Below are 22,072 nucleotides of genomic sequence, written 5' to 3'. Positions count from 1 at the left end.
GGTCCGGTTTTATCGTTTGAGTATTGTCATCCTCACCTTTTTAAGTTTCTTTTCTCAATCTATCATGCTTTCCACAAAAGTTGAAGATAAATTAATTGCCATTAATCTAGCTGAAAAAATGTAACTGAAGTAAAAAGAAATCCTACTGAGGCAGCTCATGCGAATAATGAATTCTCTGAATTTCACACGGGTTATCTCTTCTAAAACACCCGAGCAACAAGAATCTGAATTACTTGAGCAAACAATTCGCGAATACAGTTTACATTTAAAACAATTCAGTGTAAATATTTTTAGTGATCAATGTGCGGACTCAACCATCCTCACCGAACTCTATAGATACATAGAAATGGAGGAGTAACAGATGATCAAATCACGGATGAACGAACAAAGATATGCCTTAATCCTCGTCCTTCTTATGATTGCCGTAATTGGCATATTCACTCCGGTCATTGTCTCAAATTAATGAGTAATACCCTTCAATTTCAAAAATCGGAAGAAACGATTCAGTTTACAAAGCTAGAAGCAATGGGGATTCTCTATGTCGAAAAAGCTGTTGCTACTGCAATTGAGCACATCCAAACAGATAACTCATGGAAAGACAGATCCGTCTAAAGGTGTGATAAGTGATGCCTACAAAAGCGTGTTTCAAACAGAGATGCAAACGGCTGGGTTCAACCCTGAAATAGAAGTAATAACAATGGACGGACGTTCGAAATTTCATATAATTTTAGAAGAACCAGCTGTAGAGACGAATGATGAAAATAGCTTTCTTCTTATCGTTGGTTATACTGTTACTTCTTCGCTCGATTTACACAATAAGAAGAGTAAGACGGTAACTGATCAACTAGAGATAAACTTAGTAGTAGAGTAAGTTTCATCGATAAAATCTCATGTAGAAAAGAGCTTGGAACAAGTCCAAGCTCTTTTCTTATAAACACTATTTATTTACGCCTTCAACTCTGCAATTCTCGCTTGAACTGTTTCACGCTTCTCCATATAATCAGCTTGCTTCGCTTTTTCCTCTTCAATCACTTTTTCAGGGGCTTTCGCGATAAAGCCTTGGTTGCCTAATTTCTTGTCTACTCGCTCTACTTCTTTATTAAGCTTTTCTAGTTCCTTCTCAAGACGAGCAATTTCTGCGTTCAAATCTAGTAAGCCTGCTAATGGTAAGAATAGCTCTACTCCAGAAAGTACTTGTGACATTGATTTTTCTGGCGCTTTTACATCTGTTCCTACTTCTAGCTTGCTTGGATTACAGAATTTTTCGATATAGCTTTGACCGCGTGTTAATTTCCCTAATACTTGATCGTCTTTTGCCGAAATCAGCAATTCGATTTGCTTGCTCATTGGTACATTCAACTCTGCTCTTGTATTTCGAACGGAGCGAATGATTTCTTTTAATAGTTCCATATCTTCAACAGCATCTTCGAACATATAATCCTCGTTTTTCTCTGGCCACGCTGCGATTGTAATCGATTCGCCTTTATGCGGCAAATGTTGCCAAATTTCCTCGGTAATAAAAGGCATCATTGGATGCAATAGTCGCATCGTCTGATCTAGAACATAAGCTAGAACTGATCTAGTCGTTTTCTTTGCTGCTTCGTCTTCACCGTATAATGGTAATTTTGCCATTTCAATATACCAATCACAGAGGTCATCCCAGATAAAGTTATAAAGCAAACGGCCCATTTCGCCAAACTCATATACATCAATTAAACGCGTTACATCGGCAATCGTTTCTTGAAGACGAGTTAAGATCCATTTGTCAGCAATTGTTTTCTCACCTATTACATCAATCTCGTCATGCGTTAAGCCTTCCATATTCATTAACGCAAAGCGTGAAGCATTCCAGATCTTATTTCCGAAATTCCACGTTGATTCGACTTTTTCCCAGTAAAAACGCAAGTCATTTCCCGGGGAACTTCCAGTAGATAGGAAGAATCTCAAGGAATCCGCCCCATATTTGTCGATAACGTCCATTGGATCAACACCATTTCCGAGTGACTTACTCATTTTGCGACCTTCTGAATCACGAACAAGTCCATGAATAAGAACGTCATCAAATGGGCGTTTGCCTGTAAATTCAAGCCCTTGGAAAATCATTCTTGATACCCAGAAGAAAATGATGTCATAACCCGTAACTAGCACATTCGTTGAATAGAAACGGTCAAAATCAGGTGATGCTTCCTCTGGCCAACCCATCGTAGAAAACGGCCAAAGAGCGGAACTAAACCATGTATCTAGTACGTCTTCATCTTGTTTCCAATTTTCCTCATCTGCTGGTGCTTCGTGCCCAACATATACTTCGCCTGTTCCTTTATGGTACCAAGCTGGAATTCGGTGTCCCCACCAAAGCTGTCTTGAAATACACCAGTCACGAATGTTTTCCATCCATCGCATATACGTTTTCTCAAAGCGATCTGGAACAAAGTTTACTTTTTCCTCCGACTTTTGCAAGGCAATTGCTTCATCTGCTAATGGCTGCATTTTTACAAACCATTGAGTTGAAAGATACGGTTCAACGACTGCACCACTACGCTCTGAATGTCCAACTGAGTGCATATGCTCCTCAATTTTAAATAACACGCCAGAATCTTGTAAATCTTTTACGATTTGTTTTCTACACTCAAAGCGATCCATTCCGTTGTATTTTCCAGCTTTGTCATTCATCGTACCGTCTTCATTCATGACTAGAATGCGTGCAAGATTGTGACGGTTTCCAATTTCAAAGTCATTAGGGTCATGGGCTGGTGTGATTTTCACAGCTCCTGAGCCAAACTCCATGTCAACATAATCGTCAGCAACAATAGGAATTTCTCTACCTGTAATCGGAAGAGTCACCGTTTTTCCGATTAACGACTTGTAACGCTCATCTTCTGGATGAACTGCAACTGCCGTATCACCAAGCATCGTTTCTGGACGAGTCGTTGCGACCTCTATTTGCCCACTACCATCTGTTAAAGGATAGTTCATATGATAGAAGGCACCTTGAACATCTTGATGGATAACTTCAATGTCTGATAGCGCTGTTTTTGTTTGTGGATCCCAGTTAATAATGTACTCCCCACGGTAAATTAAGCCTTTTTCATAAAGCTTAACAAACACTTCACGAACCGCTTTTGAAAGACCTTCATCTAACGTAAATCGTTCACGAGAATAATCGAGCGATAGTCCAACCTTTGACCATTGGTTACGTATGAAAGAAGCATACTCTTCCTTCCATTCCCATGATTTCTCAAGAAACTTCTCACGTCCTAAGTCGTAACGGCTTAGACCTTCTTCTTTTAATTTCCCTTCAACTTTTGCTTGTGTTGCAATTCCTGCATGGTCCATACCTGGTAACCAAAGTGTGTCATAGCCTTGCATGCGTTTCACACGTGCAAGAATATCTTGCAATGTTGTATCCCAAGCATGCCCTAAGTGTAGCTTTCCAGTTACGTTAGGTGGTGGAATAACAATTGAATACGGTTTTTTTGATTCATCTCCTGTTGCTTCGAAATATTTCCCTTCTATCCAATAAGAATACCATTTCGCTTCGGTTTCTTGTGGGTTGTATTTTGTTGGCATCGTTAACTTTTCATCACTCATCACTAGATCCTCCTTAAAATAGAACAAATAAAAAAACCCCCTCCATCAAAGGACGAAGAGAGTTCACTCGCGGTACCACCTTTGTTTGCAACACAAATAAATCTCATGTGCTACACACTCAAACTGATAACGGTCAGTATCCGGCTATGCTTACTATAACTTTTCAGCAAAGCTGCTCCTAGGTGACATTCGAATCGTACATCTTAAGAAATCTCTCAGCTATTGATTTCTTTCTCTGAAAGGTTCCGACCCTACTCTTCCTATTCTACGCATTCAATGATTGTGGTTATATTTTAGCTCGAATCGTATTCATTCGTCAATAACAGCATCGCCCATTTTTTCTTTTTTATACGAAGATAACAATTCATAAGTAAAAATCCTGTGCCCTTGCACATCTAATGGGTTGTTGCATACCGTAAAAGTAAGGAGTTCTTTAGAAAGAGAGGTGTCACGATGCGTCGTCGTTTCAGGCGTTTTCATCATCATCACCATCATAATCGCCCAACTTGGTGGTTAAAATTGCGAGCGCTGTTTGCTCAAATTCTCATTCCTCTTATTTGCTTTCAGCTTTTACGTACTCTTTTGCTACCAACTACGTTTGATGTTATTTTGTTAACGTTGATGATTGTTATGTACTTTTCCATAAGTCTACGGTTTATATAGAAAAATAAACGTCCTCTTCAATGAAGAGAACGTTACTGTTGGACTTGTTGTTGTTCTGTATCCGGTACGATGATAAGCTTTTGCGTCAGTCGCTGCACTCTGCGCATTGACGTTAAGCGCTTTTCGAGCCTTTGGACATGCTCAAATTCTCTCATTGTTCCTTTGCTTGCCACATAAGAATCTACAGCAAAGGCGATCGGTTCTGGAAAATTCAAATAGGCGCAGATTAAATGCTTTTCTTCTTCTAATAGAGGAAGATGGCGCTCATAGTTCATAAACCACTTCAGCACCTCTTCTTCAACCCAATAAGCATGACGGAAACTATATCTACAAAAGCTAGCAATATCCCGAGACGGTGTATCGATACATGCTCTCTCAAAATTTAATAAAAGAGGTTCGTTTTCAGGACTAAAAAAAGCATGTGATCGATTGACTCTTCCGTGGCATAGGACTGTCCGGTATTTCTCTTTTTCCAAACAGATTTCGTACCACTTTTCTAAATGGTTCTTTGCAGCTTCTGCCATTTGATCAAGCATATAGACATGTGTAATATAGGTTAATTCAAATGGTGACATGTATGTTTTTCGTTCCGCTTCATCTGCAAAGCGGTTTAACATGAGTCTACGCATTTCCCAACGACGAAGCAGCTGCTGATACGACTCATCAACATTTTCTTTTAAAAAAGGTTGCGTCTTGACCGTTAACCGATGAATGGTTCCAAGCTGAGAAGCTAGCTTTTGCTCCTGTGAATCTCTTGATGTATACTCAATCGCTTCCATCCATGGCATTAAATAATAGGTATGAGTTCCAGTTGAAAGAGTATACTCTCCGTATTTCGTCGGAAGAATCGGAACAGCTTGCTTAAAACCGAGCTTAGTTAGCTTTCGCAAAGCATGAATAAATTCATCTGCTTGGTGCGCTCCAATTGTTGTTTCTTTTAAAGCAAACACTCCACGGCTCGTTGTGACTTTTTTAATTTTCCCGTGATCTTCAATTGCTTGAGGATATAGGTCATAATAAAAAAGGATCGAATCATACGGCGTTCGTGCCTGGTTCATTGTGTAAACACCTTCTTTTTCTTATCTATCGAAGAGCTGATCACTTGAACAAGTATCTTTGACTGTTCCCACTCTTTTTTTATGTTTAGTATCTCCTCTTCAATCTCTGCTTCTGTTGGGTTTCGTTCTAATATCATGACGAGGTTGTCGAGTTCATATGGACATAAGCATTCCGAACAAAGGAATATCGCTTGTTCTCTCGTGACTCGATCCTTTTCATACATTCCTTCTATAAGGCTTTCAAGTGATTCCTTCCCATACTTTTCAAGCCACTCAGAAAGAAACATTCGCAATGAATAGTATCCTCGTTCTGGCAATTGCCTTGTGCCAAACCAGATTAGAACGTCATAAACCATTTTTGCCTGTTTCGGTGTGGTAACAGGATCTAGCAACGGCAATCGTTCGTTCAAACTCGCTTGTAAAGCTGTTGCCTTCTTCATTCGAATTTCCGATTCCTTCAGTAACGCCGAAACGAATTGTCTATGGGATTCCCTTAAATAAGGCACATGCGAATGCAACTTGGAATACATTGGTTCTTTTTGCTGTACGGGTTCAATATCAGCTGTTGATTGTACACCGTAGTGAATCATCGCACCAATCAACCTGCCAATTTCCTTTTCCGATTGACTCACAACAGCTCCTTGATCAACCTCATCATGAACGGTCAACCATCCACCTTTCCATGAGATGGCAGCTTCTTGATCTTTGTTTCGAATCATCCGGTCGGCTAGCACATAAGGCGTGACGTTGCAACGGTCACGCCATTCTATGTGCCAATCAAGGAGGGCTTTATCTGACCAATAGCGCAACCTTTTTCGACCTTGTTCCGTCTCGACTAACGCTTCGTTTACAAATTTCACGTTTTGCCATTGATAATTTTCGCAAAGCCAATCCAACAATTCCATGTTGTTACTCCTTTTAAGACTCTACACTAACCGGTATATAAAGGATCTGACCTTCTTCTACTTGCTCACCTTGCAAGCGATTCATTCTAACGAGTTGACTCGTACTTATATCATACCGGTCAGCAATAGTGTCTAGAGATTCATTCTCTTGAATAATGCACATTTTCCATTTTGAAAATCTTTCCTCTCCTTTAGAAAGCATACTCGTTAAATACAATGCATTTTCTTCACGAGGCGGTGGCGCTTCTTCTTCATCAGCTTTTTCTTCAGGACGTTCTTCTAATGACGGTGCCACTGCCATTTCTTTAAGAGGAGCTAGATTGATTTTTGTTTCTGGTTTAGCTGGGGCTTCTTCTCTCACTTCTTCTACTGTGTCTTCAGCAACAAGTTCCACACTCTCAGTTGGTGCTTCTTGCTCTATTTCTACTTCTTCAACGTCTTCTATATCCTCTGTGTTATCCACTTCTTCTATGTCTCGTGCCTCACTTGCGACTGGCTCATAACGAGGTGCATCCGAACTCACATTTGCTACCTCTTCTTCCTTACGTGTATATTTAGTTGATGGTGAGGCTGCAATGGCTGGTGTCTTTTCTTCTACTTTTTCCTCCACGGATTCTGGACTCTCTTCACTTACCGGATGAAACGGGCGAGCTGGATAACTTCCTGGTACATTTGGAATCATTGCTCCTATTTCTGGACGCTTTTTCGCTTCAAATGCAAATGCGGTTGGAACAGCTCCTAATTTCGGTGGTTCGGCCTTTACGGCTTCTTTTTCGATTTCTTGCTCTACTCGCTTTTCAACCGAATCTTGCTGCTGAGTCATTCCTGAAATACTTATATCAGCGGTTAGTTGAATACAGCTTTTTTCCGGGAGATCATAATCAAATGATTCGACTTGTACGTAGACATCATCGAGATTTTGAATGCGGCTCGTTGGAATGGTGACATCAATTGGGAAAAAGTGTTTAATCTCACCAGTTCCATCATCAGAAATTGTCACATCTCCAGCTGACCGAAATGATAGCTGCGCCTCAAGCGATTCACTATCTACATCAACAGCTTCAGCGCTACCTGTTGGACGGTATTCTCCAACAAGACGTAAGCCACCCTTAATGTAGACATGAAGATCTTTTTCTTCAATGACAATCTCTGGTTCAAGAGACATCCCTAGGATTTCCTCAACTTCTTGACCTTTATTTAACCAAACCGATTCCTCAATCGAAAATGATAACTTAGACGGGTGTTCTGTCACGTTACATTCCTCCTCAACATATTCTCTTTCCTTCTGCTACGCTTCTAGTCAGTACAATATCACTCTATGACAAGTTCTCCGGCAATATGCTTAAAAAGGAAAGTTTAATAGATCAGAAAAAGAGAACCGTCTTTCACATAAAAATAAAAAAACTATCCATTTCTACGAGTGATCATAGATAGGATAGGCTTTTAAATTATTTCAACTTCGAAAACGCAACTTCAGCAGCTGCAATCGTTTGATCAATATGTTCGTTTGTATGTTTGGTCGATAAGAACATTCCTTCAAATTGTGATGGAGGAAGTGAAATTCCTTGGTTCATCATTTCTTGGAAGTAACGAGTGAAATAATCAAGGTTAGATGTTGATGCTTTCTCAAAGTTCGTTACTTTTTCATCGGTAAAGAAAAAACCTACCATTGAACCTGCTCGGTTTATATGATGCGGAATCTCATGTTTTTTCGCGGCATTCGATAATCCAGTAGCTAGGCGCTCTGCTAACTCTTCAAACTGGTCGTAATCAGCTGGTGTTAACTGTGAAAGGGTTTCATAGCCTGCCGTCATCGCAAGAGGGTTTCCTGATAGTGTTCCCGCTTGGTAAATCGGTCCACTTGGGGCTATTTGCTCCATAATTTCACGTTTCCCACCGTAGGCACCTACCGGCAATCCGCCACCAATAACTTTTCCAAGACACGTCAAATCAGGTGTCACACCAAGCTTTCCTTGGGCACAGTTATATCCAACACGGAAACCAGTCATCACCTCATCAAAGATTAATAACGTTCCGTATTCTTCCGTGATAGCTCTTAATTCTTCTAGAAAACCTGGTTCTGGTGGGACAACTCCCATATTTCCAGCAACAGGCTCCACAATCACACCAGCAATATCATCACCGAATTCTTTAAATGCATAGCGAACACTTTCTAAATCATTATAAGGAACTGTTAATGTATTTTGAGCAATCGACTTTGGCACACCAGGACTATCTGGCAATCCAAGTGTGGCAACACCTGAACCTGCTTTAATAAGCAACGAGTCTCCATGTCCATGATAACAGCCTACAAATTTTAATATCTTGTTTCTACCTGTATAGCCTCTTGCTAAGCGCAAAGCACTCATTGTAGCTTCTGTTCCTGAGTTGACCATACGAACGACCTCAATGGACGGAACGCGGTCGATGACAAGCTCAGCTAGTTTGGTTTCAAGCTCACTTGGCGCACCAAAGCTAGTCCCTTTTTCAGCCGTTTCTTTTAATGCTGCAATTACTTGTTCATCGGCATGTCCTAAAACGAGTGGTCCCCATGACAAGACATAATCAATGTACTCATTTCCATCGATGTCATAAATCTTTGCCCCTTCGCCTCGTTCCATAAAGACAGGATCCATTTTTACTGACTTAAAAGCTCGGACAGGACTATTCACTCCACCTGGCATTAACGGCTTCGCTTGTTCAAATGCAGCTTGAGACTTCGTGTAAGTACGCATCGCGTCTTGCTCCCTTCTTATTTATCTTCTAGTAACCACTTCACAACATCTTTTGCATGATACGTTAAAATTAAATCAGCGCCTGCACGCTTCATACTCAAAAGTTTCTCTAATACAATCTCTTTTTCGTTAATCCAGCCATTTTGGCTAGCTGCTTTTACCATCGAGTATTCTCCACTTACATTATAAGCAACGATCGGAAAGCCAGAAAAATCTTTTACTTCTCGAATGATATCTAAATAAGAAAGCGCTGGTTTAACAATGAGGAAGTCGGCTCCTTCTTCCATATCAGATCGAGCTTCACGCAGCGCTTCTAGACGGTTGGCTGGATCCATTTGATACGTCTTGCGATCTCCAAATTTTGGCGAACTATGTGCAGCATCACGGAAAGGACCATAGAATGCAGATGAAAATTTCACAGCGTACGACATAATCGGTACATCAACATAACCAGCTTCATCTAATCCATGACGTATAGCTGCAACAAATCCATCCATCATATTCGATGGGGCAATGATATCTGCTCCTGCTTCCACTTGAGATACAGCAGTTTTTGCAAGCAAATCAAGCGTAGGGTCATTTAATACTTTGCCGTCTTCAATGACACCACAATGACCGTGATCAGTAAATTGACATAAACAAGTATCCGCTATAACAGTTAAATCAGGGTGATTTTCTTTTATTTGACGAATTGCTTTTTGAACAATGCCATGGTCATGATAAGCTGATGAACCTACGTCATCTTTTGAATTAGGAACACCAAATACGATGATTGCAGGAATTCCAAGGCTCACAACTTCTTCTACTTCTTGGTCAACAAGGTCTAAAGACCAATGAAATACATTTGGCATTGATGGGACTTCCTTTTTCACATTGGTGCCTTCTACAACAAAAATCGGGTAAATTAAATCTTCCTTATGTATATGAGTTTCTCTTACCATGCTACGAATAGTATTACTTTGACGTAGGCGACGGTGGCGGCGGAATGTTACGTCTTTCATCTAGAGTTCTCCTCCTTTGAATCAAGAATTATTTGCTCTACTAAATGTTCAATTGTATATGTATGTGGAATTATTTCAACAGGTAAATCATACTTTTTTGCCGTACGTGCCGCAATTGGACCAATGCAGGCTATTTTTGCTCCAACTTCTTTTGGATCTATACGTATTTCCTTCAGCGCATTCATGTAGTGATGAACCTGGGACGAGCTTGTAAATGTAACATAATCAATTTTCGCATGACACCGAAGGGCAGACTGTAGCTGTTTAGTAGCCCTTTTTGGATATACCGTTTCATATACAGAAAGATCGTCTACAAATGCTCCTAGCTTCGTTGCCTCTTGTATTAATTCTACTCTTCCTAGATTTCCTCTTGCAACTAATACGCGATCTCCTTTTTTAAGTGTCTGAGATAACGCTGCAACTAGTCCTTCTGCGACAAAATCTTTTGGAACTAGATCGGCGCTAAGATGATAGCTCATTAGCGCTTCTTCCGTTTTTGTTCCAACAACAGCTATTTGTATAGTCGGAAATCTAGTATCGTATTGTAACGTTTTATAATGGTTCATAAAGAAATGAACGCCATTCACACTGGTGAAAATTAACCAGTCGTAGTCTTGTAAATGATGAATGGCTTGTCCGACTTCTTTTGAGTTGATTGGTTGAAAAGCAATGAGCGGAACCTCTACTGCGCTTCCGCCCTGATTTTTAATTAATTGTGATAAGTCGTTCGCCTGTTCCTTTGCTCGTGTAACGAGAATCGTTTTACCAGCTAAAGGTCCACTACTCATCCTTGATCAAGTTCTTTCTTTACTTTATCAAGAATTTCTTTTGCTCCTTGATCGAGCAGTAACTGTGACGCCTTTTCCCCAACATCAACAGGGTTTGAGCCTTTTACTGTTTCTTTTAACAATATTTTTCCATCAGGAGAACCAACGAGTGCGGTGAGTTCAATTTCATTGTCTTCAGTAACAAGAGCATAACCGGCAATCGGAACTTGGCATCCACCTTCCATCCGGTTTAAAAACGTACGCTCAGCCGTTACGGTACGGGCAGTATGATCATGATTAATGCGATTTAGAAGGCTGATTAAATCCTCATCATCAGAACGGCACTCTATTCCAAGTGCTCCTTGTCCAACAGCCGGAACACACATGGATTCATCTAAGTATTCTGTAATCAAATCTTCAGGGAAGCCTAAACGCTTGATCCCAGCTACCGCTAGAATAATTGCATCGAAGTCTTCCTCTTTCAGCTTTCTTAATCTCGTTTCTACATTTCCACGGATCCATTTCACTTCAAGGTCCGGACGCGCTGCTAGAATTTGTGCTGAACGACGTAAGCTACTTGTTCCAACGACCGAACCTGCTTTTAAATCAGCAAGTTTCACATGGTCATTTGAAATAAAGGCATCTCTTGGATCTTCCCGCTCTGTCACTGCTGCTAGTGTAAATCCATCTTGCAACACAGAAGGAACATCTTTCATACTATGTACCGCTAAGTCAATTTCTTTATCAGCAAGTGCTTGTTCAATTTCTTTCACAAATAATCCTTTCCCCCCCACTTTTGACAACGTGACATCAAGGATTTTATCACCTTTTGTAACAATTTTCTTCACTTCAAATTCATAGGGAAGTCCCGTCTTTTTCAACTGATCTATGACCCAATCTGTTTGAACAAGAGCAAGATTACTTTTTCGTGAACCTATTACTATTTTACGCATACGATCCTCCAATTTTTATTATCATTTTGACCTATTTTTGTCTTTCTTAGTCTTATATATATCTGTGTACTTAACGTGAACATTTGCAATGGCTCCGCTCAACTAGCGCGCCTAGCATGAGAAGATCTCTCATAACAGGCTTATAAGTTAGCAGCTGCTTTGCTCATTGCGAGTTCGAACAAAAAGGTAAAAATCGGCCTTTTTGTTCGAACACTAATACCATATATGAAACGACGAATATTGGCCTGAGAGAAAATAGTTTATTAATAATACTAGAAAGCCGGCAATTCCGAGTAAGGCCATGTTGTACCCTTGTATTAATTTGACCACTCGTTGATAAATATAAATGGCATAAATCGTTAAGACGATTAATGAGCTAATTACTTTTGAATCAAAGAACGGTACGTATGTAAGCTGGCTATGTGCCCATATAAATCCAAGAATGAGCCCTATTAGCAAAAATGGCCAAGCAATGACAACAGCCATAAATGAAAGTGAGTCTAGTTTTGCAAGTCCTCCAAACCGTACTAACCGTTTTCCCCAAATTTTCCGCTTTAGCATTTGATACTGGATCACATACATCATTTGCAAAGCAAATGATAACGTAAAGGCTGCATATGAGAGCAAAATGAATGAAATGTGGATGATGAGGAGCTCTGAAGCAAGTAGAGCAGAGAGTGACTGTGGTACATCACCATCGGGAGTAAACAAGCTAAAGGCCATCATACTAAACCCAATTACATTTGTGAATAAAACAAGAAAATCAACTCGAAAAAACCAGTTGATTGCCAGCGAAAGAGTTACGACTAACCATGCATAAAAGAACAATCCTTCAAAAGGGGTTAACAATGGCACTCGATCTAGTTCAATTGCACGGATAATAAAAAAAACAGTTTGTAAGACCCAAACAATAGAAAGCAACCAGAAGGCCATAAGATTGACCTTCCGGTTGTTCTGTAAGAAATCAATAAAGTAACCAAATAAACTAATACTATACAATACAATCGTAATAGGATAAATCCAATTCATTCGTTCGTCCCTTCTTTCTTAAGAACGGACAACAGCTGTACGTTGTCTTGCTACGCTTACGTATTCTTGTTTTTGAGTCTCCCATTGCTTTTCTATTTCTGTTATTCGAACTTCTTCTTCGTGTGAAGCTAACTCACCTTCTAAAGCAAAGATTTTCGTGAATAACTCCAATTTTGCATTTGCATCTGGTTCAGCTGCAAGCTCTTTTACTCTCGTTACTGGATCACGTAGAAGCTGATTAACAATACTCTTCGTATGCTTACGTAATACTTTTTTCTCACGCTCTGTTAAATCAGGGAGCTTACGTTCGATGCTTTCCATCGTTTCAGCTTGGACCGCAAGCGCCTTCGTTCTAAGAGCTGTAATAATCGGCACTACTCCTAATGTGTTTAACCATTGCTTAAAATCATCGATTTCTACTTCAACCATTAGCTCAATTTTTTCTGCTTCTCGCTTACGTTCAGCTAAATTAGCTTCAACAATGTTTTGTAGATCATCAATATCATATAAGAAAACATCATCAAACTCAGCAAGAGTTGGGTCTAAATCGCGTGGTACGGCAATATCTACCATAAACAACGGACGGCCTTTCCGCTTTTTCATCGATCCTGCCAGCATTTCTTTAGTAATGACAAAATCACGGGCACCTGTTGAACTAATTAATACATCTGCTTCAGCTAATGTACGCTGCAAGTCTTCAAATGGGCGCGCTTGTCCGAGAAAACGAGCGGCAAGTTCTGCTGCTTTTGCTTCGGTACGATTAATCACCGTAATTCGATCAGCTCCATTTGAATGCAAGTGCTTAGCCGTTAATTCGCTCATTTTTCCTGCACCTAAAATAACAACATGCTTTCCTGAAAAATCGCCAAAAATATTCTTTCCAAGCTCTACAGCAGCGTAACTGACTGAAACTGCATGCTCACCAATTTCCGTACCAGTGTGAGCCTTTTTCGCCAAAGTAATAGCTTGCTTAAATAATTGATTAAATATTGTACCAGTCGCTTGTTGTTCTTGTGCAAGTAAAAAGCTATCTCTAACTTGCCCTAGAATTTGCGTTTCACCTAGGATCATCGAATCAAGCCCACAGGCAACACGGAATAAGTGCTCAACCGCATGGTCGTTTTCCCGAATATCTAAATAAGGGATGAAATCGTCCTTAGGTAAGTTGAACCAATCAGCCAAAAACTGCTTAGTAAAATGTCGACCCGTGTGTAATTGATCTGCCACTACATAGACTTCTGTACGATTACAGGTTGATATAATCGTACATTCAAGAATGCTTTTCATATTCCGTAATTGAGCTAGCGCACTTGGAAGCTCACTTTCTTGGAATGCAAATCTCTCTCTTAATTCGACAGGAGCGGTTTTATAGTTGAATCCGACAACAAGTATATGCATCCTGACGTTCACCCCCAAATTTAATGTCCGTTCAACCATTTATCTCTATATTTATCATAAGTGCATGTTCAATGCGACAATGGCTATATTCGTTGCTTCGAATTTGTTCAAGAAAAGGGACCAACCTTTTTTTGAGCAGACTCTATAAATAATCCAACATACTGGACTGACCTCTACCAGTATAACTGAGTACATTATAACATGTCTAATCTACGACGCCAAAAAAAATTGTGAACAGATCATGAAGCTATGCTATCATGAGATTATTCTTTAAAAGCCTTTTCAAAAACTCACTTATTCCTTTGATCTAGTTCTTTATTCAGACTGGATAACGAACCAATACCTACCTTTATTTAAATATTGTATCCAAGGATGGTACGAAGTATGACTTTTTCATAATCTAGTACATAAGAAAAAAGTATGACATGCATAAACAGCAGCAAACGAATGAATGAGTAAAGTAACTCTTGGTCTTAAAGGGGGGACACTATGAAGACACAACGTATCTTTCCAGGCGTTCTATTAATCGGAGTAGGCTGCTATTACTTACTCCAACAATTATCGATACCATTCGCGCAGCAACTACTTAGCTGGCCGTCAATTTTATTTGTCATAGGATTTGCCTTTTTAGTACAAGGATATGTAGGTCCAGAATATTCAATGATCTTTCCAGGAGCACTTTTAACAGGTCTTGCGATTCACTTTCACCTTTCCTCATTTTTTAACTGGTGGCCAGAACATTGGGGAATGTATACGAGCATCGTTGGTATTTCCTTTATATTATCCGCTCGGAAAACAAAAAAAGAAGGTTATTTATTAGGTAGTTTTCTTATCATCTTTTCTGCACTAAGCTTTGCTTCCATTAATCCATTTAGTTGGTTATATGACGCCTACTCCTTTCTTAGCTCTCTTTGGCCAGTTTTTCTGATCGGACTTGGTACCTTTCTTATTTTCAAAAGAAAATAAAACGATTCGATAAAAAATACTAGTAAATAAGAAGCAATGGCTCCACTCATAGCGGGCTTTAAAACAAGGTACCGGCTTATGTAAGTAAATCTGACCTGACTGGACTATGCTCATTTGGCATGTCAGTCAGGTCAGGTACAGGGTCAGCTTGTGGTGGACCTACAACATGTAGTTCTCCGTTGTTTCGACTTGGAAGATCTCTCCGATTTGTGTTTCATCGAGTCTGAAATTAAATTGAGCATTATGAAATTCCATTCCAGGCACCAAATTGTGGGAATCGTATTAATAGAAACAAAATAAAAAAGCGAGGATTATCTCCTCACTTTTCGAAAGATTATTCAATTAAAAAAGTTTACATACATTACTTTGATGTATAATGAAGAATCGTTTTCCAAATTTGTTCTTTTCCTTGAGCGGTCTCAGAAGAAAAAAGCAACAATGGGTCCGATTCTACTTTTTCTAACCCCTCTTTTATCACTTTTAAGTGCTTTTGCCATTTTCCCTTAGGAATCTTATCACTCTTTGTTGCAACAACGATAACAGGAATATCAAAATGCTTGAGCCAATGATACATTACTATATCATCTGCGGAAGGCGGATGGCGAAGATCAACGATTTGAACAACGGCTTTTAGCTGTTCGCGGTCTTGCAAATACGTTTCAATCATTCTTCCCCAAGCTTCTCGTTCTGTTTTCGGAACTTTTGCAAATCCATACCCAGGAACATCAACAAAATAAATGCTCTCATTGATTTCATAAAAGTTTAACGTTTGTGTTTTCCCAGGGCGTTGCGACGTACGTGCTAAACCCTTCCGGTTAATCATCTTATTAATAAACGATGACTTTCCAACATTCGAACGACCTGATAACGCAATTTCAGGTAAACGTGAAGTCGGATATTGTTCAGGCTTGACAGCAACATGTGCTAATTCTGACTTTGTAACTTTCATACTTACTCTCCTAACGCATGCTTCAAAACTTCATCTAGATGAGATACGAGAATGAATTGTAAGTCGCTACGCACGCTCTTTGGTATATCTTCTAAATCTTTCTCATTATCTCTTGGAATAATAATGGTCGTGAGTCCAGCACGATGAGCACTCATTGACTTTTCTTTTAAACCACCTATCGGCAGCACTCGACCACGGAGCGTAATCTCTCCCGTCATCCCTACTTCTTTTTTCACTTTTCGACCTGTTAACGCCGATACTAACGCTGTCGCCATTGTAATCCCTGCTGATGGACCATCTTTTGGCGTCGCTCCTTCAGGAACATGAATATGAATATCATTTTTCTCATGGAAACTTGGATCAATATTAAGTTCTTCTGAGCGTGAGCGAATGTAACTAAATGCAGCTTGTGCTGATTCCTTCATAACGTCTCCCAATTTCCCGGTTAACGTTAACTTGCCTTTTCCTGGCGCAAGCGACACTTCTATCGAAAGCGTATCGCCTCCGACTGTTGTGTAGGCTAGTCCTGTTGCAGCACCAATTTGATCTTCTACTTCTGCTAAACCGTAGCGGAATCTTGGTTTACCAAGCATCTCTTCCACTTTCTTTTCAGTGAGAATTACTTTTTTCCGATCGGACGATACAATCAATTTCGCTGTTTTTCGGCAAAGTGTCGCCAATTGACGTTCTAAACTACGAACTCCCGCCTCACGAGTGTAGTATCGGACTAATTTTTGAATCGCTTCATCCTTTACTTGTAGCATTCCTTTAGTTAGACCGTGATCCTGCATTTGTTTCGGCAGTAAGTAATTTTTTGCGATTTGAATCTTTTCTAGCTCTGTGTAGCCTGCTATTGAGATAATTTCCATACGATCAAGAAGGGGACCAGGAATGGTACCTATGTTATTAGCTGTTGTCACAAACATAACCTTTGATAAATCGTACGGTTCCTCAATGTAATGATCACTAAATGTACTATTTTGTTCAGGATCAAGCACTTCTAGCAAAGCTGATGATGGATCTCCGCGGAAATCATTCGCCATTTTATCAATTTCATCTAGCAAAAATACAGGATTTATTGATCCACTCTTTTTCATTCCTTGAATGATTCGACCAGGCATGGCACCAACGTATGTACGACGATGTCCACGAATCTCAGCTTCATCTCGAACTCCACCAAGAGAAATACGAACAAACTTACGGTTAAGTGAACGAGCTATTGACCGGGCTAAGGATGTTTTCCCTACTCCAGGAGGACCTGCTAAACAAAGAATAGGACCTTTGAGCTCTCGTGTTAACTGCTGTACAGCTAAATACTCTAAGACACGCTCTTTCACTTTTTCAAGACCATAGTGATCTTCATTTAGAATTTCTTCTGCGCGAATGACATCTAATTGATCTTCTGTTTCATACGTCCAAGGTAATTGAATCAACCAATCCAAATAATTGCGAAGCACGGAACTTTCCGCTGAATTAGCCGGCATTTTCTCATATCGATCTAATTCCTTCAATGCTTTTTCTTTTACTAATTCAGGCATGTCTGTTTCTTCAATTTTCTCTCGAAGAGTCGAGACTTCACCAGTACGTCCCTCTTTGTCTCCAAGTTCTTTTTGAATAGCCTTCATTTGTTCACGCAAATAATACTCTTTTTGCGTCTTTTCCATTGATTTCTTCACTCGTTGACTGATTTTCTTTTCTAGGCCTAATACTTCATGCTCATTGTTTAAAATTTCGATCAATTTTAACAGACGGGCTTTTAACGAGGTAATTTCCAGCAATTCTTGTTTTTGAGCTAGCTTAAGAGGTAAGTTTGCTGCAATAATATCAGCAAACTGCCCTGGATCACTAATATCTTTTACTGCTGCTAATGTTTCTGCTGAAACCTTTTTTGATACTTTCGTATATTGTTCAAACATTGAAAGAAGATTTCTCATTAGCGCTTGCAGTTCTGGTGTTAGAAATGCTTCTTCTTCATCAAGAAGTTCTGCCTCTACTTTTAAGTAGTCATCATGTTGCAAAAATTGTTCAATTCGAGCACGTTGCAACCCCTCAACATGAATTCGGACCGTTCCATTTGGTAACTTAAGTAAGCTTTTTACTTTTGCTAGTGTTCCTATATGATAAATTTCATCCTCAGTCGGATCATCTATAGAAATTTCTTTTTGAGTTGCAAGTAAGATTTGATGGTCACGTTCCATCACCTGCTCTAACGCCTGAACGGATTTCGGTCTTCCTACATCTAAATGGAGAACCATTGCAGGAAAAACAAGCAATCCGCGTAACGGTAGAAGCGGAATTTGTCGTTTGTCGTTTGTATCGACCATCCGCGCACACCTCCATACATCCAAATTGAGAATCCAAGATCGTCTCATAAGTGTCTGACTCTTTTACGACAAAGTTACTTTTTAAGTCAGACGCTTAAAAGGTATCCGGATTCAATTGGTGATTTTTAGTAAAGATTAAAATTGATCTTTTTCAATTTTATCTTATCGCCATATGTTTGTCTAATTTAAACCGGCGCGATGGATGTGTTCAGATCGGTACTTGCTGGAATAATTTCTTGCTCCTCTTGTTCAATTGCAAGTTCTAGAACTTCATCAAGATGCTCAACCGCCACCACTTCAACGCCTGTTACTTTTTGCAGCAAAGCTTGCTCATTTTCTTTCGGAATGATAACCATTTTGACACCAGCCATTTTAGCTGCTTCAACTTTAGCTACAACGCCTCCAATTGGCTTTACCTTCCCATGAATCCCAAGTTCACCAGTCATCGCTATTGTATTCTTAACTTTTTCACCACGGATAGCAGAATAAATCCCCGTAGCAATGGCTGTACCTGCAGATGGTCCATCTACTGGACCTCCCCCTGGAAAATTCACATGGATGTCATAGTCCTGAGTTGGAATGCCCATACGTCTTAGAACAGTCACAACATTTTCAACAGAGCCTTTGGCCATGCTTTTTCTTCTAATTGAGCGCATTTGATTTCCAGTACTCTCTTCTTCAGCAATCCCTGTAATATTAACAGATCCTTTGCCTGGATTATCAATTACGTTCACTTCAATTTCAAGTAAAGCACCTAAGTTCGGACCATAAACAGCAAGTCCATTAACAAGTCCGACTGCAGATTCATGATAAATCTTTTTCTCTGGTCTAGGTGCAATTTGACTAGCATGAAGGACCCATTCCACATCTTCCAACGTAATTTCTTCTCTATTATCACCTGTAGCAAGTCCAGCTGCAATTTGAACGATATTAACAGCTTCACGACCATTTGTCGCATACTTAGCAATTCGTTCAATCGCTCCTTCTTCGGTCCTGAAATTTATTTTTTCCGCTGCCTTTTCAGCTATTTGAATAATTTCCTTTGGCTTTAACGCTCGGAAATACACCTCTAGACAACGAGACCGGATGGCTGGCGGCAATTCATCTGGTGTTCTTGTTGTTGCACCAATCAACCGAAAGTCAGCTGGTAGCCCTTTTTGAAAAATTTCATGAATATGCCTAGGGATTTGTTGATTTTCTGCACTGTAATAAGCACTTTCTAGAAATACTTTTCGATCTTCTAGCACTTTTAACAGTTTATTTATTTGAATCGAATGCAATTCACCTATTTCATCAATAAATAAAACTCCACCATGTGCTTTTGTCACAGCTCCATGTTTCGGTTGTGGAATTCCTGCTTGGCCCATTGCCCCTGCCCCTTGATAAATAGGGTCATGCACAGAGCCGATTAAAGGATCTGCTATACCTCTTTCATCAAATCTAGCTGTTGTCCCATCAAGTTCAACAAATACTGCTTTTTGTGAAAAGGGTGACAGCGCATTTTTCTTTGCTTCCTCTAGAACGAGGCGAGCTGCTGCTGTCTTTCCAACACCAGGTGGTCCATAGATGATCACATGCTGTGGGTTGGGCCCACATAATGCAGCGCGCAAAGATCTGATACCTTCTTCTTGTCCAACGATATCAGCAAATGTCATAGGACGAACCTTTTCAGATAATGGTTCGCTCAGGGAGACGGCTCTCATTTTTCGTAATTCTTCCATCTCTTTACGTGATTCACGATCGATTGACACTTTTTGATTTCGTTGACTCTTTAATAAATTCCAAAAATATACACCAATGATGACCCCAAAGAAAAGTTGGATCACCAAAGCAATTCCTGTCCAGTTCATGATGAAACCCCCCAGAAGTAGTGTTTTCTTTCCTTTAGTATGACCGGGAAAAAGAACACTAATCAAAGAAAGTTTTGAGAAAGATTGGAGAGCTCATCCCTCCCCTTTTAAACTAAGAGCCAAACTTCTTATGTAAAACCGTCTCAGACTCGCACACAACTACAAAAAAAGTAAGACTGACCCGGTATCCGAGTCAGCCTTGGTGTAATTAAGCACTTTCTTTCGGTTCTGTTTTAGACAAGCTCATTTCTTGCCCATCAGCCGTTAATAAAGTCGGTAACTCATTTTCAGTTACACACTTATCATGAATAATACACTTCACAATATCTTCTCGTGAAGGTAGATCAAACATCACATCAAGCATTAGCGTTTCAATGATCGAACGTAATCCACGTGCTCCTGTTTTCCGTTCAATCGCTTTATTGGCAATTTCTTTAAGTGCTTCATCTGTGAATTCAAGCTCTACTTCATCAAGTTCAAGTAATTTCTTGTACTGCTTCACTAGTGCATTCTTTGGTTCGGTTAAAATTTCAACCAAAGCATCTACATCAAGCGGCTCAAGACTCGAGATAACTGGAAGTCGACCGATGAATTCAGGGATTAAGCCAAAACGAAGCAAATCTTCTGGTAACACTTTTCCTAAGTATTCACCTGGTTTCAAATCATCTTGCTTAACGTCAGATCCAAACCCAATTACTTTTTTACCAAGACGACGCTTGATAATTTGCTCAATTCCATCAAATGCTCCACCACAAATAAAGAGAACATTTGTCGTATCAATTTGAATAAATTCCTGATGAGGATGTTTACGCCCACCTTGAGGTGGTACGCTTGCGCTCGTACCTTCTAGAATTTTTAGAAGTGCCTGCTGAACCCCTTCACCTGATACGTCACGTGTAATTGAAGGGTTCTCAGATTTACGAGCAACCTTATCAATTTCATCGATGTAAATAATCCCTTTTTCTGCTTTCTCAACATCATAGTCTGCAGCCTGAATTAATTTCAGTAGAATGTTCTCAACATCTTCCCCAACATAACCAGCTTCCGTTAAAGAAGTAGCATCTGCAATCGCAAACGGTACATTCAAAATACGGGCTAGAGTCTGTGCGAGTAAAGTCTTTCCGCTCCCCGTCGGCCCGATCATACAAATATTACTTTTCGCGAGTTCCACCTCATCAGAACGTGATAATGAGTTTATACGCTTATAATGATTGTAAACCGCTACCGATAGCGATTTTTTGGCACGATCTTGACCAATGACATAGTCATTTAAGATTTGTCTAATTTCACTTGGCTTTGGTACTTCTTGAAATTCTACTTCCTCTTCCGTACCTAGTTCTTCTTCGACGATCTCAGTACACAATTCAATACATTCATCACATATATACACACCAGGTCCAGCAACTAACTTTCGAACTTGGTCTTGAGTTTTTCCACAAAAAGAACACTTGAGTTGTCCTTTTTCTTCATTAAACTTAAACATCCAATCATCACCCCTTAGTAAATATTGTACCATCCTCAAGCAACTCTGCCTAAATAAGGCAATTAAAAATGGACACGACAATACAAATAACTATGAACATTTTACTAGCTAATACTTTCAGATTAGAACAATCGTATGTTTTGTCATTGTATCACATTTACGATGAGAACCATAAAGAAAACCCTTATTGCTCTAGTTACGTGAAACGCTCAACATCGATTGCAGTCGAACATTCAGGATCCGACCAATATACTTTAGCGATTTCACCTCCATGAGAACATTCTTCACCTATGTAAGATTTGTCTTAAGACATAGAAGACAAGCAATCAAGTATGATTACTTCATTTTATGTATGGATTGATTATACATTCAAGATAAAGTGATAAAAATCCTTTTTCTTGTA

General features: G+C 39.7%; 17 protein-coding genes, 1 pseudogene and 1 other annotated feature. Of the genes and pseudogenes, 2 read left to right on the top strand and 16 right to left on the bottom strand.

All coding sequences use genetic code 11. The features are described 5' to 3' along the window. Positions 1–538 precede the first annotated feature (538 nt). Positions 539–871 carry a hypothetical protein gene (locus SLH51_RS04395; protein ID WP_335959399.1) on the top strand — a complete coding sequence of 111 codons (333 nt, stop codon included), beginning with the start codon at positions 539–541 and terminating at the stop codon, positions 869–871. 74 nt (positions 872–945) lie between these two features. On the opposite strand, the gene SLH51_RS04390 is transcribed toward SLH51_RS04395, so the two are convergent. From SLH51_RS04390 to hemA, 11 genes are all read right to left on the bottom strand, one after another. After that, the gene (locus SLH51_RS04390) at positions 946–3,588 is read right to left on the bottom strand and encodes a valine--tRNA ligase (RefSeq protein ID WP_335959397.1); all 2,643 of its coding nucleotides are present in this window, start codon (positions 3,586–3,588) and stop codon (positions 946–948) included. A gap of 45 nt (positions 3,589–3,633) precedes the next feature. After that, positions 3,634–3,865: a binding site (T-box leader), on the bottom strand. A gap of 32 nt (positions 3,866–3,897) precedes the next feature. Further along, positions 3,898–4,083, bottom strand: a complete 186-nt coding sequence (locus tag SLH51_RS04385) for a hypothetical protein (protein ID WP_335959396.1) — start codon at positions 4,081–4,083, stop codon at positions 3,898–3,900. 200 nt (positions 4,084–4,283) lie between these two features. Next, positions 4,284–5,309, bottom strand: a complete 1,026-nt coding sequence (ysxE, locus tag SLH51_RS04380; protein WP_335959395.1) for a spore coat protein YsxE — start codon at positions 5,307–5,309, stop codon at positions 4,284–4,286. Continuing rightward, complete coding sequence (locus SLH51_RS04375; protein ID WP_335959393.1) at positions 5,306–6,214, bottom strand: hypothetical protein; 909 nt, start codon at positions 6,212–6,214, stop codon at positions 5,306–5,308. The genes ysxE and SLH51_RS04375 overlap by 4 nt, the downstream gene beginning before the upstream one ends. Before the next feature lie 13 nt (positions 6,215–6,227). Beyond that, a complete protein-coding gene (gene spoVID / locus SLH51_RS04370) occupies positions 6,228–7,466 on the bottom strand; it encodes a stage VI sporulation protein D (protein ID WP_335959391.1) in 1,239 nt (412 codons plus the stop codon). 196 nt (positions 7,467–7,662) lie between these two features. Further along, positions 7,663–8,949 (bottom strand): glutamate-1-semialdehyde 2,1-aminomutase, encoded by a 1,287-nt coding sequence (hemL, locus tag SLH51_RS04365; RefSeq protein ID WP_335959389.1) that lies wholly within the window; start codon positions 8,947–8,949, stop codon positions 7,663–7,665. Between the two features lie 17 nt (positions 8,950–8,966). Then, a complete protein-coding gene (hemB, locus tag SLH51_RS04360; protein ID WP_335959388.1) occupies positions 8,967–9,950 on the bottom strand; it encodes a porphobilinogen synthase in 984 nt (327 codons plus the stop codon). Beyond that, positions 9,947–10,738 (bottom strand): uroporphyrinogen-III synthase, encoded by a 792-nt coding sequence (locus SLH51_RS04355; RefSeq protein ID WP_335959387.1) that lies wholly within the window; start codon positions 10,736–10,738, stop codon positions 9,947–9,949. The genes hemB and SLH51_RS04355 overlap by 4 nt, the downstream gene beginning before the upstream one ends. Continuing rightward, positions 10,735–11,670: a hydroxymethylbilane synthase gene (gene hemC / locus SLH51_RS04350; RefSeq protein ID WP_335959386.1), complete on the bottom strand. Its 936-nt coding sequence runs from the start codon at positions 11,668–11,670 to the stop codon at positions 10,735–10,737. The genes SLH51_RS04355 and hemC overlap by 4 nt, the downstream gene beginning before the upstream one ends. A gap of 213 nt (positions 11,671–11,883) precedes the next feature. Continuing rightward, complete coding sequence (locus SLH51_RS04345) at positions 11,884–12,699, bottom strand: cytochrome C assembly family protein (RefSeq protein ID WP_335959385.1); 816 nt, start codon at positions 12,697–12,699, stop codon at positions 11,884–11,886. Between the two features lie 18 nt (positions 12,700–12,717). Then, positions 12,718–14,097, bottom strand: coding sequence for a glutamyl-tRNA reductase (gene hemA, locus SLH51_RS04340; RefSeq protein ID WP_335959383.1), 1,380 nt, complete (start codon positions 14,095–14,097; stop codon positions 12,718–12,720). A gap of 489 nt (positions 14,098–14,586) precedes the next feature. Here hemA and SLH51_RS04335 point away from each other — a divergent pair, with 489 nt between their 5' ends. Then, positions 14,587–15,063 (top strand): LiaI-LiaF-like domain-containing protein, encoded by a 477-nt coding sequence (locus SLH51_RS04335; RefSeq protein ID WP_335959382.1) that lies wholly within the window; start codon positions 14,587–14,589, stop codon positions 15,061–15,063. Positions 15,064–15,139: 76 nt separating this feature from the next. Here SLH51_RS04335 and SLH51_RS04330 read toward each other — a convergent pair. The 5 genes and pseudogenes from SLH51_RS04330 to clpX all read right to left on the bottom strand — a co-directional run. Next, positions 15,140–15,318, bottom strand: a pseudogene (locus SLH51_RS04330) (manganese catalase family protein); the annotation flags it as partial. Positions 15,319–15,424: 106 nt separating this feature from the next. Continuing rightward, complete coding sequence (yihA, locus tag SLH51_RS04325; protein ID WP_335959380.1) at positions 15,425–16,012, bottom strand: ribosome biogenesis GTP-binding protein YihA/YsxC; 588 nt, start codon at positions 16,010–16,012, stop codon at positions 15,425–15,427. A 2-nt stretch (positions 16,013–16,014) separates the two neighbouring features. Beyond that, on the bottom strand, positions 16,015–18,336 hold the full coding sequence (lon, locus tag SLH51_RS04320) for an endopeptidase La (protein WP_335959379.1): 2,322 nt from the start codon (positions 18,334–18,336) through the stop codon (positions 16,015–16,017). A 185-nt stretch (positions 18,337–18,521) separates the two neighbouring features. Next, positions 18,522–20,186, bottom strand: coding sequence for an ATP-dependent protease LonB (gene lonB / locus SLH51_RS04315; RefSeq protein ID WP_335959377.1), 1,665 nt, complete (start codon positions 20,184–20,186; stop codon positions 18,522–18,524). 208 nt (positions 20,187–20,394) lie between these two features. Continuing rightward, a complete protein-coding gene (clpX, locus tag SLH51_RS04310) occupies positions 20,395–21,669 on the bottom strand; it encodes an ATP-dependent protease ATP-binding subunit ClpX (protein WP_335959375.1) in 1,275 nt (424 codons plus the stop codon). Positions 21,670–22,072: the final 403 nt, after the last annotated feature.

Source organism: Halalkalibacter kiskunsagensis (genome assembly GCF_037027555.1).
Taxonomy (GTDB): Bacteria; Bacillota; Bacilli; order Bacillales; family Bacillaceae_D; genus Halalkalibacter; species Halalkalibacter kiskunsagensis.
This window is presented reverse-complemented; position numbering and strand designations above follow the sequence as displayed.